The sequence below is a fragment of the Bacillota bacterium genome, assembly GCA_013178415.1.
GTDB lineage: Bacteria > Bacillota > SHA-98 > Ch115 > Ch115 > Ch115.
Map to the genome: position 1 here is coordinate 15,143 of JABLXA010000016.1, position 15,496 is coordinate 30,638.

Annotated in this window: 14 protein-coding genes; 9 read left to right on the forward strand and 5 right to left on the reverse strand. The window is 50.8% G+C overall.

The genetic code is table 11. The features are described 5' to 3' along the window. Positions 1-5: 5 nt before the first annotated feature. From HPY52_12220 to HPY52_12230, 3 genes are all read left to right on the forward strand, one after another. The gene (locus tag HPY52_12220) at positions 6-908 is read left to right on the forward strand and encodes a type II secretion system F family protein (GenBank protein NPV81016.1); all 903 of its coding nucleotides are present in this window, start codon (positions 6-8) and stop codon (positions 906-908) included. 121 nt (positions 909-1,029) lie between these two features. Further along, complete coding sequence (locus HPY52_12225) at positions 1,030-1,938, forward strand: type II secretion system F family protein (GenBank protein NPV81017.1); 909 nt, start codon at positions 1,030-1,032, stop codon at positions 1,936-1,938. Further along, entirely contained in the window at positions 1,919-2,362 is a 444-nt protein-coding gene (locus HPY52_12230) for a DUF192 domain-containing protein (protein ID NPV81018.1), read from the forward strand. Before HPY52_12225 ends, HPY52_12230 begins: the two co-directional genes overlap by 20 nt. A gap of 50 nt (positions 2,363-2,412) precedes the next feature. Here HPY52_12230 and corA read toward each other — a convergent pair whose 3' ends face one another. Together corA and HPY52_12240 are read right to left on the reverse strand one after the other, a co-directional pair. After that, on the reverse strand, positions 2,413-3,393 hold the full coding sequence (corA, locus tag HPY52_12235; GenBank protein NPV81019.1) for a magnesium/cobalt transporter CorA: 981 nt from the start codon (positions 3,391-3,393) through the stop codon (positions 2,413-2,415). Between the two features lie 151 nt (positions 3,394-3,544). Next, on the reverse strand, positions 3,545-5,356 hold the full coding sequence (locus HPY52_12240) for a hypothetical protein (GenBank protein NPV81020.1): 1,812 nt from the start codon (positions 5,354-5,356) through the stop codon (positions 3,545-3,547). Positions 5,357-5,702: 346 nt separating this feature from the next. Between HPY52_12240 and HPY52_12245 the strand changes: the two genes are divergently transcribed. Continuing rightward, complete coding sequence (locus HPY52_12245; protein ID NPV81021.1) at positions 5,703-6,692, forward strand: ChbG/HpnK family deacetylase; 990 nt, start codon at positions 5,703-5,705, stop codon at positions 6,690-6,692. Positions 6,693-6,831: 139 nt separating this feature from the next. Here the strand turns inward: HPY52_12245 and HPY52_12250 are convergent, their stop codons facing one another. From HPY52_12250 to HPY52_12260, 3 genes are all read right to left on the reverse strand, one after another. Then, the gene (locus HPY52_12250; protein NPV81022.1) at positions 6,832-7,704 is read right to left on the reverse strand and encodes an N-acetylmuramoyl-L-alanine amidase; all 873 of its coding nucleotides are present in this window, start codon (positions 7,702-7,704) and stop codon (positions 6,832-6,834) included. Positions 7,705-7,900: 196 nt separating this feature from the next. After that, a complete protein-coding gene (locus tag HPY52_12255; GenBank protein ID NPV81023.1) occupies positions 7,901-9,274 on the reverse strand; it encodes a hypothetical protein in 1,374 nt (457 codons plus the stop codon). A gap of 299 nt (positions 9,275-9,573) precedes the next feature. Further along, positions 9,574-10,269, reverse strand: a complete 696-nt coding sequence (locus HPY52_12260) for a CDP-alcohol phosphatidyltransferase family protein (GenBank protein ID NPV81024.1) — start codon at positions 10,267-10,269, stop codon at positions 9,574-9,576. 161 nt (positions 10,270-10,430) lie between these two features. Here HPY52_12260 and HPY52_12265 point away from each other — a divergent pair, with 161 nt between their 5' ends. The 5 genes from HPY52_12265 (at position 10,431) to HPY52_12285 (ending at position 15,192) form a co-directional block, all read left to right on the forward strand. Beyond that, the gene (locus tag HPY52_12265) at positions 10,431-11,606 is read left to right on the forward strand and encodes a transcriptional regulator (GenBank protein NPV81025.1); all 1,176 of its coding nucleotides are present in this window, start codon (positions 10,431-10,433) and stop codon (positions 11,604-11,606) included. A 60-nt stretch (positions 11,607-11,666) separates the two neighbouring features. After that, the gene (scfA, locus tag HPY52_12270; GenBank protein NPV81026.1) at positions 11,667-11,846 is read left to right on the forward strand and encodes a six-cysteine peptide SCIFF; all 180 of its coding nucleotides are present in this window, start codon (positions 11,667-11,669) and stop codon (positions 11,844-11,846) included. Beyond that, positions 11,834-13,261: a thioether cross-link-forming SCIFF peptide maturase gene (scfB, locus tag HPY52_12275; protein NPV81027.1), complete on the forward strand. Its 1,428-nt coding sequence runs from the start codon at positions 11,834-11,836 to the stop codon at positions 13,259-13,261. The genes scfA and scfB overlap by 13 nt, the downstream gene beginning before the upstream one ends. Positions 13,262-13,368: 107 nt before the next feature. Next, complete coding sequence (locus tag HPY52_12280) at positions 13,369-14,706, forward strand: tetratricopeptide repeat protein (protein ID NPV81028.1); 1,338 nt, start codon at positions 13,369-13,371, stop codon at positions 14,704-14,706. A 237-nt stretch (positions 14,707-14,943) separates the two neighbouring features. Then, the gene (locus HPY52_12285; protein NPV81029.1) at positions 14,944-15,192 is read left to right on the forward strand and encodes a heavy-metal-associated domain-containing protein; all 249 of its coding nucleotides are present in this window, start codon (positions 14,944-14,946) and stop codon (positions 15,190-15,192) included. Positions 15,193-15,496: the final 304 nt, after the last annotated feature.

Genomic DNA, 15,496 nt, shown 5'->3' on the forward strand with positions numbered 1-15,496 from the left:
CGGTCATGGCCGCAGCACTGGCGCTTGAGGAAAGCCCGCCGGTGATACATGTCAGGCTTGAGAAATATTTGGGTAATTCTCCCACTACATCCAGGCCTGCAAAGCTCGTAACGACCTTCAGGACCTCACTCCGGAGGGCCGGGAAAGTATTCGAGGCCAGCGATTATGTCGCGAGGCTGGGTGGGGAATTGGAGCGGGCAGGCTTGCCTTTTGGTGGGCCGGAACTGCTGGCATTCAGCGTCTTCATGGCGGTGGGGCTTGCCTTTATATTCTTTATTCTTAGCCACAGACTGCTGATTGCTTTCACCATGGGGATTTTGGGGGCCCTTGGGCCTATTGTCGCCGTCCGGATACACCTTCGTAAGAGGCTCTCGGTTTTCAATACCCAGCTGGCAGATGCCCTGACAACTATCTCCAATTCATTGCGGGCAGGGTACAGCTTCATGCAGGCCATGGACGTAGTGTCGAGGGAGATGCTCCCGCCACTTTCAGAGGAATTTCTACGCACTTTGAAGGAAATCCAGCTTGGCGCATCTGTTGAGGAGGCGCTGACGAACCTTGCCGGCAGAGTACGAAGCGATGACCTCGAGTTGGCCGTAACCGCCATCCTCGTTCAACGACAGGTTGGCGGCAACCTGTCAGAAGTGCTGGACAATATTGCCGCGACCATACGGGAGCGTATCAAGATCAAGGCGGAGATAAGGACCCTTACAACTCAGGGAAAGCTTTCAGGGCTGATAATCGGAATCCTCCCCCTGGCGGTCGGAGGAATCATGTCTGTCATCAGTCCCGGTTATATAGCGCCGCTTTTCACTCATCCTCTGGGCAGGCTCATGGTGGGGTATGCAATAGTAAGTGAACTTATTGGCGCATTCCTGGTTTGGAGAATTGTGTCTATTGAGGTATGATCGGCTTTACGCTGGCGATGTGCTTTGGAGCGATGATGAACTCTGCGCCGGCTGGCATCGCGCTGGGTTAAGCGATTTCCGTGAGGTATGAAAAATGGGGATTACAGTCTATCTTATTACGATGTTCATCTTCATAAGCGTTGCAGCTTTTGCCTTCGGAGTATGGCTGTACTTCAGGCAGCAGAAGGAAGAGGTAAGGCTCAGGCTTGGCAGGATAGCAAGTTACGGTGCCGGTCCTCATCCTGAGGGCGCGGCAGGAGCAAGATCAGGGTTGGTCCGCGGTGCCCAGAGAAGGCCAGGAAGATCGTCGATTCTCGGCCGGCTGGTTGGGATTTTCTCGAAAGCTACTTCAGGGAATAGTATGGAGTATAGGCAGCGGAGGGCGAGGGGAAAGATGGCCCTTCTGGGGGCGCGGTTTAGTTTGGCGCTGGTCCTGGCCCTGGTTGCTGTTGGCTTTTCTCTGATGACCGGAGTCAAGTCTTTTGAATCCACGATGCTGGTAATCGGAGGATTTCTGGTGGGCTTCCTGATCCCCGGTGCCATGGAGGCACACAAGAAGAGCGCCAGGGAGATAGCCATACGAAAGGCGCTGCCGGATATGCTCGATCTCCTCACCATGAGCGTCGAAGCAGGTCTCGGCTTCGATCGAGCCCTCGCCAAGGTCATAGAGGGGAAAACGGGACCGCTGGTAGATGAATTTGAGATCGTGCTCCAGGAGATAAGAGTGGGAAGAGCAAGACGGGAGGCATTGCGAGACCTCGGCGAACGAGTCAAAATGCCTGAGGTCTCTCGCTTGATAGGCGCGATAATACAGGCTGAGCAGCTTGGGATGGGGATTGCCAAATCCCTCAGAATACAATCGGAGCAGTTGCGCCTTGCGAGGCGCCAGAGGGCGGAAGAGTCGGCGATGAAGGCTCCCATCAAGATGCTGTTCCCGCTGATTTTGTTCATTTTTCCGGCACTTTTTGTCGTGCTCCTCGGTCCAGCCATAATCCAGCTATTCACCATGTTTGTCAGAATGGGCGGGTGAGATGAAGAGCATGCACCGCGCCGCTCTTGGCAAGCCGTCACACATCATGACCGGGCAGCCATACGTCATAGTTCAAAATGAGTCAAAAGGAACAGTCCTCGCGGGAAAGGCAAGAGTGGCCTCAACCTGCTTGAGACGCGCGATAGGACTCCTGGGCCGTTCGGGAATTGATTCTGGCGAAGGGCTCATCCTGGTGCCATGCAGGAGTATCCATACGTTTTTTATGCGGTTTCCAATAGATGTTGTCTTCATGGATAAAGAATTCCGCGTCCTGCTACTGGAAGAGAATATGCAACCCTTCAGAGTCAGCCCTTACCTTCCCGGGGCATATTGCGTTCTTGAGATTCCCACCGGCACTATCACGGACACGGCTACAGCAGAAGGAGATATGTTATCCGTTACGCCCTGTACGCCCTGCAGGTAGAACGTGCGCCCTGTGATCGGAACCCGCAGCCCGGCCCGCGTTTCCTTATTTCATATCCACTTTTTCCACCTGAAATACCAGAGCATCCCTGCGGTAATGAGGGCCATGACTCCCAGCACAACAGGGTAGGCCCATGGAACGTTCAATTCAGGCATGTATTTGAAATTCATGCCATAGATCCCTGCGATGACCGATAGTGGCATCATTATGGTGGTGATGATGGTGAGGACCTTCATGATCTCGTTCATCCTGTTGGAAGTGCTGGAGAGATAGGCGTCCAGGACGCTTGACAGGAGATCATGGTAATTGTCCACCAGGTCGAACAGCCTCAAGATATGGTCATAGGCATCCATGAAGTAGATGCGATTGGCCTCATTGATGAAAGGCTTATCCTTGCGCAGGATCAAATTTAGGATCTCCCTCTGCGGGGAGAGTGACTTTCGTATGCTCAGAATATTGTGGCGGAGTTCAAAAGCCTCTGAGAGAAGGCGTTGATTTGGGGCCACGAACACCCGGCGTTCGATGGCCTCCAACCTTGATTCAACCTTATCGAGAACTGGGAAGTATTCATCTATGAGTCCGCGCAGCAGGCGATACAGCAAAAAGCCGATTCCTCTCTGCGCCAGGTTGCTGGATGAATCATAATCCTTATATGCTTCCTCCACGAACTTCAGCTTATCAAGATGGAAAGTCACAAGGTAATTGCCGCCCAGGAAAACATCAAATTCCGTAATCTTGTGCCTTCGCCCCTGACCTGAAGGCCCGACAGCGTGGAGTATGAGAAAGAGGTATTCCGGGTATTCATCCACCTTTGGCCGCTGGAAACGATGCAGGCAATCTTCGATAGCCAGGGGATGGAATTGGAATACACTCTTCAAAAGATCAGCTTCCTCCTCTGTTGGCTCATCGAAATCCACCCAGAGGAAAGTCCCGGCTTTGAGGGCATCCGAGATAGCCTTGGTCAGGCCAGAGTCGATCCTGTCAGATGGAAATTCTCCATGAATACAGCCTGGCGCGAAAATCCGGATCAAGTCTTCTTGCGCCTCCCACTGCAACCCTTCGATCTATTGCAACCTTTCAGTTGTTTCATTGCATCACCAGATCTGCGTTTGTCACATCTGCGGTCGATATTCACTCATTCATGGCAAGCCATGTCAGTTTATCAATTCGCTTCAAGTCATGTCAATAGATTTTAGCGGCTAGTACGACTCCGCTCCACGCTCCAAGGTTTAAGGCGAACTCTCCTCCAGCCGAGATCTCATGCCAATTACCGGCACCCAGGTTCTCGTCCATGCTGCCGCAAAGGCCGCCAGTGCTGAAGATGGCGCCAGCTTCAACGCGAAATATCTCGCGGGCCAGTATCTTGCCAGTTTTCCCGTCAGGAGCCAGGCGCAGCACGATATCAGGAGATATCTTCACCCTTTGGGCTTCGCTGCACATGTTGAGCACCACAATGACCCCGTGATCTCGGTCCAAGGTGGCTCCCGGATCTAGGCCTTGCGCCCGAGATCGACCCTGTGTCAGGGCCTGGCCCTGTACCCGGACGAAAGCGACGGCAGCCTCGGGTTTCTTTTCTCCCATAGCTTCTACAAATGAAAGCCGTCCCCTTCTGAGAGATGCATGAGATTTCCTGAGGGCGCAAAGAGCACCATATAACCCCTTCAACCTGTTCCGTATTCCCTCCCTATATGGCCTGTCCCAGCCTATGAGGGAGGGATCAAACAGGCTGGGCCTTTCCAGTTCTCCGATCTCCTGACCATTATATATGAGAGGTATGCCATCCAGAGTGAACAGGAGCAGCGCCGCCGCGCCCAGGGGGGCAAACCCGAAGCGATTGGCTGACCTTGGCAAGTCATGATTCTCGAGATACTTTAATCTCAAAGATCCACGAGGGAATTCACGTTCCTGCTGAACAAGGCCTTCAGGTATCGCATTTGCGCCTTTCCGCCCCTTCACTACATCCTCCAGGATCCGCGGCAGCTCTTCCTCATATGTTACATCAAAGGCCAGGAGATTGTGAATTGGTTCATGAGACTCAGCCAGGAGCATGGCATCACTTTTGATTTTCTTTATTTCGTTCCTGAATTTCACCCAAAACTGCACTGGGACCAATGCCGCCACATCACATCTGAAGCCATCGACATCAAAATCACCGATCCAGTATTTCCCGACTTGAATCATGTAATCTTCCAATTCCGGATTATCGAAATAGTTTAGCTGAGAGACATCATCCCATCCAAACCCTGCTCGTTGGATATTCCCATGACAATCTCTGCAAAACCACTCTGGATGCTGTGTCGTCAAAACGCTGTCATTGGAGGTATGATTTGCCACAAAGTCCATGATGACTCTAATACCCAGGTCGTGCGCGGCCCTGACAAGATTCCTCAGGTCTTCCTTTGAACCATACGCCGGATCGATACTGAAATAATCATAGATAGAATATGGAGAACCTAGAATGCCTTTTCGTCCGGCGAGCCCGATCTTATGAATCGGCATCAGCCAGATGCAGTTTACTCCGAGAGAACTTATGTCAGGCAACTTCCTTGTGATGGCGTTCAATGTGCCTTCTTTTGAAAAGACCCTCGGGAAAATCTCATATATTATGGCATCTCGGACCCAGTCCGGGCTCTCTACGCTTGGGCGATTGTGCATGAGACGCGGTCGAACGGAATCTAACGTAATCAACACCCTGCCTGAATCATCTACATCGATTACTGAATTGGCGCCGCCATATCCATTGTCAACTCGCCATGGGTTTGCCGGATCGTCGATCCAGCGTCCATCTACCACATATCTATATTGGTAGATTCCTTCCCTCAGAGGGATTATTGTTTCCCATAAGTCTTTGTCTGATTTGGAAAGCGGATGTAAATCCATTCTCCATCCGTTGAATTCGCCAGCAATTGAGACTGATCTTGCTCTAGAATCTTGATACCTGAAAAGAATACCACCATCAACCCCCACGGGTTGAAGGTCTTCTCTTCCTCCCAAACTGCCTCCCCCTTGCCTAAGAAACGATAGGACAAGATGACCTCCCCATAGATATTATAGGAAATCTGGGGACGGGACGGCAATTCCATTTTATCCCCAGGTCTACAGAGGTTTTTAATCAAAGGAATTTATTTCTATGATTGGCGCTAGCCTTTAAAGGAATTGGCCAAATGGTGGAGAATTTCGCATTCGGATCTGTCCCGAAAATGGGTTTTGCCACACGAGGCATTCCCATCCATTCGGCGGTGCCGCTATAGCGGTATGGGCATCTATCGGTGATATGGGCGTCCATCGAAAGTATTGGTGTCGATGGGAAACCATCTGTTGGAGGAGGTCGAAATGATCCATGTGTAACCTGATGATACCTGCTTTTCTGGCGATCCTTGGCCTGAGTCTCATACTGGTGGCGGGCGCAGAGCCCGTTTGCGCCGAGTCTCCCCCGATGTATTCCAAGTCTCCCAATGTGGCCGAGCGGCTTGGCTACCCGGCGGATTCCAAGCTTCTGATCATTCATTGCGATGATACCGGCCTCAGCTATGCGTCAAACAAGGCTGTTCAGGAACTTCTGACTCGCGGAATTGCCAGGAGCGCCAGCGTGATGATGCCATGCTCATGGGCTTATGATTTCCAGAGGTGGTTTGAAAAGCATCCTGAGTATGATGTGGGCATACATATCACCCTCACCAGCGAATGGGATACTTACCGTTGGAGACCTATCTCCTGCGCCTCTGAGGTCGGCGGTCTCATCGACCAGGAGGGGTTCATGTGGCGCGATGTGCGCGGCGTCGCATCTTCAGCCTCCCCAGAAGAGGTCAAGAAGGAGATTAGGGCTCAGGTCAAACAGGCCCTTGATTGGGGGGTAAGACCTACGCATCTGGATACCCACATGGGCACTGTATTCGCGACACCGGGATTTTTCGAGGCGTATATAGAGGTTGCCGGGGAATTTGGAATATTGCCCATGCTTATAAATCCCACAGAGGAAATCATCAGGGATTTTGAGAGCATGGGAGTTCCTCATGCCGGGGCCCTTGCGGAGAGAATGCGCGACCTTCCTTTCCCAAAGCTAGACAATCTCATCACTGATTTTGGCGGCGGTGATGACTATGAATCTCGTAAGCAGGCCATCTATCAAGTGCTTCGAGATCTCAAGCCCGGACTTACTCAAATAATCATCCACCCCGCCCTGGACACCCTGGAAATGCATTCGATAACCGATTCTTGGAAGGCGCGGTATCTTGATTACAAGATATTCATGGAGGATGAGACCCAAAGACTTCTTGATGAGCTCAATATCAAGGTGATCACCTGGAAGGAACTGGCGTCACTGATGTGATCATGGTCCATAACGACAGGGAAACCGGGCTGATAGCGACAAGAAATTGAGCTCGTAATCGCAAAAAGGACTGAGCCCCTGAGAGCTGCTCATGGCAAGCTTCAGGGGCATCCATAGGGCGGGTCGAATTGCAGGCACATCAAGGCGAGACGCCGAAGTGGTCTGCGATGCCCCGATAGATGTAGTATCCTTCCCGCCAGGTATACCCGGGATCCTTTAACCGGGCTTCCTGGTATGGGTTGGTGATGAAAGACGCTTCTGTCAGGATGGCAGGCATCCGGGTATAACGCAGCACATAGAAATTGGCGGTTTTAGGGCCATGATCGGCGAGTCCGAGCCCTCTCACAAGGCTCCAATGAACCCTGTTTCGCATGTCCATACTGGTCCAACTTCCGTAGGTATAGGCATATGTCTCTGTCCCGTTATATGCTGGATTGACAGAGGCATTATGATGGACAGAGATGAATCTATCAGCTCCCCATTGGTTCGCCATATAGACGCGGTCTTCCAGGCTCACATCATAGTCACCATAGCGCGTCATCCTGACAGTTGCCCCACCATATTCAGCAAGGCAATTCCTGAGAGCTGTGGCCACGCGAAGATTTACATCCTTCTCGGTGAGCCCGGTAGGTCCCACTGCCCCCGGGTCCCATCCGCCATGGCCTGGATCTACCATAAAGGTTACTCCTCCAAGTCCACCCCTAGCACTTGCAATTTGCGTAGCGCCTATCCATGCTAGAGTTGTGATGCATATGACCGCCGCGATCAAGATGAAGCAGGGGTTTTGGAGCGCTCTTCTAGGCAACTGATGGCCGGAAACGCCAATCCGTCCACGCGCAGACTGGACAGTTATCATCTTTCTGTGATCTGCCGTGTTCTGACGATCTACTATCTTTTGGCGATCTAGCACCTTCCCATGATTCTCTGCAATCCCGATGGTTTCCTTTGAAAACGAGCAACTTCCTGACTGGCCAAAAGACAGCCAGCCGCACACTCCCTTAGAATTCCGCATTTACAGCCTCCTCTCTACGGGGCTCTCCCATGCCCCCTTGAGCATCGGCATAGAATCATCACGATTCCAGCCATTGAAGATTACCCTTGTCCATCTTTCAATGCGAGGCATCACCTCCTTGAAATGGCGCCTCAGGGCGGCGGGCAGCGCCCGGCGCGACCGACTACCCTGCAAGATTATGAGTCGAAGCTCAATATCAGAATAAGACGTTATAAAATACCTTGATACGGCCATATCCTGAGGAACTGTTCTGATAGGCTGAATAGTCCAGTCCTATCTCGGAGGATGGTGAGAGCTCGCGGGTTACCCCCATCGTATAACTCAGGGTTGGTATCTTTTCATAGAGTCCCTTCGTCTTCGCGTCCTCCGGGTTATTGAAAGCAAGATATGTTGCTGTTCCATGGATCATTGTCTTGGGGCTCAACCGCCTCTCATATGAAACACGGATGCCTTTGGTATTCTCATAGAGTCCTAGTTCCGTTCCTCCAGCAGATTGGGAAGCGGAAAAGGTAGGCTCGAAACCAGGCGGCAGCCAACCTGCTGTTATGGAAAGGTGGTGCTTGTCTGAATCGAAAACATCCGTGGTGATGGCCCATCCTGTCACCCAACCCTTGTTGAATTCAGGCCCAAAAGTAGTGGGAGGCCGCATAAATGCCACCTCGCCTTTTACCTTCCGCCCCAAAATATGCCCAATGAAATCAATGCTTTGACCACGCTCGTCCACGAGCCCCGAGAAAAGATAGTTATATCCGAGAGACCAATCGCCAGCAAGCATCTCGGCACGCAGGGCTATGAGGTCATCGCTTCCTATCACTATGTTGCTTGCTCGCCCATATTGCGAGCTGAGACGTGAGTAAAGAAGTGAGACATTGATTGTCGGGGTTACTTTGCCCGTCGCGAGTATCCCCTCAAATGGAGAGACGGTGCTTTTGCAGAGAAGCCCGACTGGTCCCATTGAAGCATAGAGCCTTCCTGCTGTCACACTGAACCTCTTACCAACATACCTGAAGTTCACTTCGTCAATCAGTAGAGGACCGAAGGTCGGGTTCATTCCGTAGCTTCCGTCGCTTGGGAATTGGACGCCCCAGACACCCTGACTGGCGAGGCTGACATATATATCTGAGCGTGGCCCCGTCTGAGCCAGCAGATTTAGCTCCAGATCCTGAGTGAATCCAGGACGTCTTGCTCCGGATGAAGTCTTGTCATCCTCCTTTTTCTCATTTTCGGAACTCGTCTGGCCCTGAAATTTTTCAGGGTGGCCAGTGAAATAGTCCGCCGAAAGGCTGAACTTCCCGCCTATCTGAAGACGTCCCGGGTCTGAAGTGAAGCCCTGATTAGTATCTTTTACGGAAGCCTCCTCTGTCAAAGGCTCTGCCAGTTTCAACTCGGCTGGCTGCGCCGACTCATTTTTCGCCGTGGAATCTCCCGTAGATGGCGCGGCAAATGCCGCCGCATCAAACATCGTCTGTATGGCGGTATCACAGATAGTCGGGTTCTTGATAAAGGGAGGAACTACAAAAAGAATGAGACATAGACTTGTAACGCAAAAATAGGCCTTGTGGTTCCGCATATGCATTCTATTTATCTCCTAAATATTTAAATATTTGAAAACAGATTACCCTTGAATCAGATTTTCCCTGTCAATCCTGGCTTACGCGAAAGAGTGATGGAGAATAGCTCTGCATTCTCTTGCGACGCATATGATACCATCTTATGCAGAGCTAGCAAGCGAAATATTGCGTCACAGCCAGATAATTGACATTTTCGCCGCTTCCTTAATGATTTCCTGCTGTGGCGCGCTTAGGTGATGATGGGAATTTGTGGGAAAAGGTCGACCTACCTAAAAGATAGAAAATCAGGCTACTATGGCTATTTGGAGATCGTGGACCGCCCAACCTGCCTGCGGGAATTGCGTATAGGATGAGAAACGTCCAAGAGACCATTGATAACCAGCACCCAGGCGAGACATATCTCTATGTAAAGGAAAATGGCTCCCACCTTCCTGAGTGTAGGGTAATCATTGGCCTTGCTGAACAGTACAAGGGAGAAGCCTGTGAGGACGGCAACGAATTGCAGCCGTGAGACGGTATTGGGGCTGAAGTTGGCCGGCCCCATCGCAAGGGCCAGTATCCGCGCCTTGGTATCCTTAAACTCGAGATGCGATGCCTTGATTCTGTCGGTAATTGTCACGATCACCTGCGGAATGATGATGAGGATGACCATGCCAGTGCCAAGCGCCCCACTCACGAGAGCGAGTATGCCCATCCAGCCGCCGACCAGCCAGTCTGAGAAATGGTCAAGATAAGCTCCGGCGCGCGAACTCAATTTTCTGGCGCGAGCGAGCATACCGTCGATGCTATCGGTAAGTGCGGCCGCGATTAGCACCCAGGTCTGCGTCTTAAGTGGCTGACCGGCCAAAAACAATATTATGGCTACGCCAACCAGGCATATCCTGAGCGCCGTGATATGATTGGGGTGAATCCACCGCGGCATAAGGAGCCCTACAATACGTCCAAGAGTCCGGTCCCGGAGCTTCTCTTCGAAAGACGTCAACCGCTCAAACATGGACTTCATTTCCCCTTTCTTTCATATCCTATGCCAATATTCTCGATAATTGATATGATTCCTTGTCAAACCCTGTTGTGGACCAGCGACAGATTCGATGATATCATATCTCTTGAGGAAAGCATAAGGCCAACGGCCTGAATATTTTTGGAGTGATCCGAATGGACTGGAACGATCTCCTAGAGCGGCTGGGACGCGGAGAGGGTATCCATACGGAATTCAAGCTTAAGATTCCCCACCCTGACGATTTGGCGGCAGCCATAGTCTCTATGGCCAACACAGATGGAGGCGAAATCATTATCGGAGTAAATGATCTGCGCCAGTCTGTAGGTGTGGATCTTAACGAACTTGATGCAATTATGAAGCAGGTGGACAATGTCGCCCGGAATAACTGTGAACCCCCTTTGACCGTGGTTCAGGAGACAATCCCTATACCACATGGGAAAGATAAACTCTGTGTCATAATCCATGTGCCGAAGGGACAACAGCGTCCTTATCGCACTAATCGTGGTGTATATTACATTCGAACTACTTCAGGCCGCCAGCAGGCTTCTCGTGAAGAACTCTTGCGTCTTTTTCAATCAGCTGAGGCCCTACATATAGATGAACTCCCATGTCGTGGCACTTCCACGGCCGATCTGGATGTTCCATACTTTCTCAAGTTTTTTCAGCATGCCTATGGCTTGACCATCGAAGAGTCAGGGCTTTCGTTGGAACAGGTATTGAGGAATATGCGCCTTTTGACCAAGGATAATAACTTGACCTTGGCCGGGATGGCCCTCTTTGGCAGGCAACCGCAACATTTCTATCCCCATATGGCCGTTTACTCGGCTCGAATGGAAGGCAAGGATATGAGTGGTGACATATTGGACCGTAAGGACATAGAAGGCAACTTGGAAAGTCAGCTTCTGGGAGCAGAAGCCTTCATTCGTCTTCACTTAAGAGAAAGACACAGGATTAGAGGCTTTGAACCCGAACGCCAGCTTGAATTGCCGCCAGAAATATTCAGGGAAGCCATAATAAACGCGCTGGTTCACAGAGACTACACCGTCCGGGCTCCTCTTCGCCTGCTGATCTTCGATGATCGTGTAGAGGTTCACACTCCTGGGAAGCCTCCTAATACTGTGGATGTTGAGGCAATGAAAGCAGGAATTCATGTGCCGCGAAATCCTATTATATTGACTCATATGGCCAAAATGGGGTATGTGACGCGGATCGGAAGCGGGGTGCCGCGAATCTTTCGGCTGGTCACTGAAACCGTCGGACGTCCACCAATTTTGGAATTGACAAGTGCGGAGCTTATATTGACTGTACCCCGGCCGGATCCATATCTCTAGATCTCTAAGCCTTGTCGCAAGGATGCTGCTGTAGTAGAATAACCACGGAGGTGTTTTGTGATGGGTCTTGATGTAAGAGATACCCGGAACAAGCGGCCTATTAGGCGGCATATCAAGGTTGTAAGCGCTGGCATTCCCGGCCAGAGGATGCTTTCCGGCGGGTGCCATGAGTGCCAGACATCGTGCCAATCCGCATGCAAGACTTCCTGCACCGTAGGTAATCAAGTATGTCAGCAGTAGGGACCAGAAGGACTCTGAGAAGCCCGGAGGAACTCAAGGCCGCTAACTGGCATCTCTTCCGCGCAGGCGGCCTTTCCCTATTTTTTGATGCTCGCACCCTCTCTCTCAATATCCTTGATGAAGTCGCGCGGCGGGTTGCGGAGCTTTATGGGCTGATGAGTTCCGATGACATAATAGGCCGGCTCTCTCCAATGTATCCTTTATCTGATGTGGAATCTGCCATTGCGGAAATAGAGGATCTCGTATCTTCCGGATTGGTTTCCGATTTTCGCCAAGATGATAGGGCACTCTTTCCGATAGAATCCATTCCAGATGAAAAGGCATCTTTGCCTGTCAAGGCTTTATGTCTCAATGTGGCCCATGATTGCAACCTCCGTTGCCGTTACTGCTTCGCAAGTTCGGGAGATTTCGGCGGATCCCGGAAGTTTATGCCAGCGAATGTCGCAAGGCAGGCAATAGATTTTCTATTGAAATCTTCTGGACCTCGAGCTCATTGCGAGGTGGATTTCTTTGGCGGAGAGCCACTGGTAAATTGGCCGGTCGTGGTTGATGCCGTGAGGTATGGCTATCAAAGAGCCGCTGAATATTCCAAGGCGTTGAAATTCACCGTCACAACCAATGCTACGCTTCTGGATGACGAAAAGATCGAGTTCATAAGATCGAACAACATGGATATAGTGCTCAGTCTCGATGGTAGACCCGAAACAAATGATAGAATGAGGATCTTTGCCGACAAGAGGCCGAGTTATGAAGTTGTAAGCCGCAACATCCGCAGATACCTGGAGCATAAGGGCGATGGCATATACTATGTCCGCGGGACGTATACAAGCTATAACCTGGATTTCGCCGCGGATGTCATGCACCTGGCTGATCTCGGGGCCAGGTCAGTTTCTGTAGAGCCTGTGGTAGCGGGTCCTGATGAGCCATATTCTATTAGAGAAGAGCATCTGCCCCGGATCTATGAAGAGTACGATAAGTTGGCCCTTCAGTATGTAGATCGCGCCAGGAATGGTAGAGGATTTTCATTTTTTCATTTCAATGTAGATCTGGATCATGGGCCATGCATTGCCAAGAGGTTCTCAGGATGTGGCGCTGGCATCGAGTATCTGGCTGTGACCCCTGAGGGCGACATTTATCCATGCCATCAATTTGTCGGGAAGCAAGATTATCGCCTCGGAAATGTATGGGATGGAATCCTTCATCCTGAGATTTCGCGACAATTTGCAGGGGCTCATATATATACAAAGAATGGGTGCGCAAATTGCTGGGCCAGATTCTTGTGCGGGGGCGGGTGTCATGCGAATGCGGTGGAGAGAGGAGGAGATATCCTGTCACCTGACAACATCGCGTGCGCCATCATGAGAAAACGTCTCGAGACTGCTCTTTTTGTGAAAGCGGCACTTAGTTCACCTTAATGGGCCAGGATTATCCGGCAACCGGAGATCTTACGGTGGCCTGGTCCCGATAGGCCAAAGGTCTACCGCATCAGCTTTTACGAGCAATATTCATGGGGGTGAATCAGATGGAAAGAGTCGTATCCCACCTGGCGTCGATAAGGCTGAGGGCGGCGGTGATATTTGTTATATCTATGTGTTTACTGACGGCGATCATGTCCCTGCTCCCCCGAGTTGCAGGGAGTGACAAGGTTTTCGCATCCGATCCCGACCAGAATGAGAATGAGCTTCTTCATCAAGCAAATGCCCTCATAGAATCCGGCAAAGCGGCGGAAGCCCTATCTAAGATTGAAAAAGCCCTAGATCTCGATCCTCTCAGCGCGAAAGCATGGTTTCTGAAAGGTGTGTCTCATCATTCCCTGGCGCAGTTGAATGATGCCTTGTTGTCCCTCCGAAAGGCAGAGGATCTCGGTTATTCTGATCCAAGACTTCATTATTACCTCGGTCTTGTATATCTGGATACCGGCGAAATCGCAAACGGCCTCAAAGAGGCTGAACTCCTGCCATCTGATTTCCTTTCCAGGGCTGATCTTTATTACAAGGCTGCGAATATTTATTCTAATAGAGCTGGAAGGCATGATCAACCATCCCTTAATGAAGCAATAAGACTATACCGGAAGGCACTTGAGATCGACCCGACCCTGGCTGACGCTCATTTTCAGTTAGGGCTTGCACTCTATGATTTAGGGAAATTCCAGGAGTCGGCTGCCTCCTTCCGTCGCGCTCTCGAACTAAGCCCCGGCCGTAAGGATGCTCTGGAGAACCTGGCTCTTTCATATCTTTCCATGGGGGACCAGGCTAGAGCCATGGCTATATATGAGGATCTTCTCGAATCTGATGGAGACTCAGTATCCATCTGGATCGCCCTGGGAGATCTCTCGATGAAGGGCGGGCTATATAAGGAGGCTGCATACTATTACCGCCAGGCCATCATGCTGATGCCCAAATGGGCCACGGCTCATTATAAACTCGGACGCGCGCTTCGACTTACCGGAGACACAGAGGGGGCATCCCAAGCCTTCAAGGAAACCATCTCCATAGCACCATATTTTGTGGATGCTCATTTTACCTGGGGGGACATGTGTCTTGAGCAGGGGAATATTAAGGAGGCAATCGAGCACTTAAAGGATGCCATAGATTTGAGCCCTTCCAGGGTATCTCTCAGAATAGCTCTGGGAAGGGCATATCTTCTCGATAATGACATCCAAAACGCTATATCCGAATTTCGCCAGGCAATATCGTATAATCCCCTTTATGCTGAGAGCCATTACTGGCTTGCAGTCGCCCTTATACAGGACAAAGATATAGATGCTGCTATTGAAGAACTCCGGAAAGTATTGCATATTGACACATCCTTTAAGGATGCCAGGCAACTACTGGATCTTCTAAAAGAGAACAAGTCCTAATGGAAGCCCTGCAGGGAAAAGCCGGAACTCATGTGTCTGCATAGCCTGTAAAATTGTGGGGAATCATGTCGGTACTAACGTCTGAATATGGAGAATAAGGATTTTCGGAAGATATCATGAAGCGGTGCAAGTGGTTGAGCCAGCGCCAAGCGGCATCATAGATTAGAAAGGAGGTATGCCGCGATCATTCTTGCTTCTAGATCATGCAGATAAAGCGGGATTCTTCGCGGCGTGGTCATGGCGCTTTTTGCCAGAAAGAAGTCTGCTGAAGGGAAGGCAGAATCGTTGACTCTAACTGTAAATGGAATGAAATGTGAAGGTTGTATCGAACGAGTGGTCAAAGGTCTGAAATCACTGGATGGTGTCCAGGATGCAAGCGGCGAGTTATCTCAGAAAAAGATCTCAGTTTCCTATGATCCGGCCGTCCTGAAGAGGGACGATATCGTAAATACAATAGAGAATCTTGGATACCGGGTTCAGAAATAGAACGGCAGAGAACGGATCGCGGCAAGTCCTTTCAGCCATGGGAAGATTCAACCGGGACTGTTCCATCTCTCATGACAAATCCAGTGGTCCGCCTCGATCGGTTCCCGACCTCGTCAGGCGGACCCCATTTTTCATGGCGCTCCTTTGAAGTAATGTACTCAGATAAGACGTCAGAATTTGATAGATGTGGGAAAAAGGACATAGCATGGGCCTTTTGGATGCGAAGCCAAGAGCCAATGCTTTCGTACGCGAAAGAGGGGATCCATAATGCGACAGTCCAAGGTAACTCGGCAGACAACACGGC

Excerpts from the sequence above, each read along its gene's own strand:
- HPY52_12285 (NPV81029.1), top strand. The coding sequence starts at position 14,944 with ATGGCGCTTTTTGCCAGAAAGAAGTCTGCTGAAGGGAAGGCAGAATCG.
- HPY52_12245 (NPV81021.1), top strand. The coding sequence starts at position 5,703 with ATGTGTAACCTGATGATACCTGCTTTTCTGGCGATCCTTGGCCTGAGT.
- HPY52_12280 (NPV81028.1), top strand. The coding sequence starts at position 13,369 with ATGGAAAGAGTCGTATCCCACCTGGCGTCGATAAGGCTGAGGGCGGCG.
- scfB (NPV81027.1), top strand. The coding sequence starts at position 11,834 with ATGTCAGCAGTAGGGACCAGAAGGACTCTGAGAAGCCCGGAGGAACTC.
- scfA (NPV81026.1), top strand. The coding sequence starts at position 11,667 with ATGGGTCTTGATGTAAGAGATACCCGGAACAAGCGGCCTATTAGGCGG.
- HPY52_12260 (NPV81024.1), bottom strand. The coding sequence starts at position 10,269 with ATGTTTGAGCGGTTGACGTCTTTCGAAGAGAAGCTCCGGGACCGGACT.
- HPY52_12265 (NPV81025.1), top strand. The coding sequence starts at position 10,431 with ATGGACTGGAACGATCTCCTAGAGCGGCTGGGACGCGGAGAGGGTATC.
- HPY52_12225 (NPV81017.1), top strand. The coding sequence starts at position 1,030 with ATGTTCATCTTCATAAGCGTTGCAGCTTTTGCCTTCGGAGTATGGCTG.
- HPY52_12220 (NPV81016.1), top strand. The coding sequence starts at position 6 with ATGGCCGCAGCACTGGCGCTTGAGGAAAGCCCGCCGGTGATACATGTC.
- HPY52_12250 (NPV81022.1), bottom strand. The coding sequence starts at position 7,704 with ATGCGGAATTCTAAGGGAGTGTGCGGCTGGCTGTCTTTTGGCCAGTCA.
- HPY52_12255 (NPV81023.1), bottom strand. The coding sequence starts at position 9,274 with ATGCGGAACCACAAGGCCTATTTTTGCGTTACAAGTCTATGTCTCATT.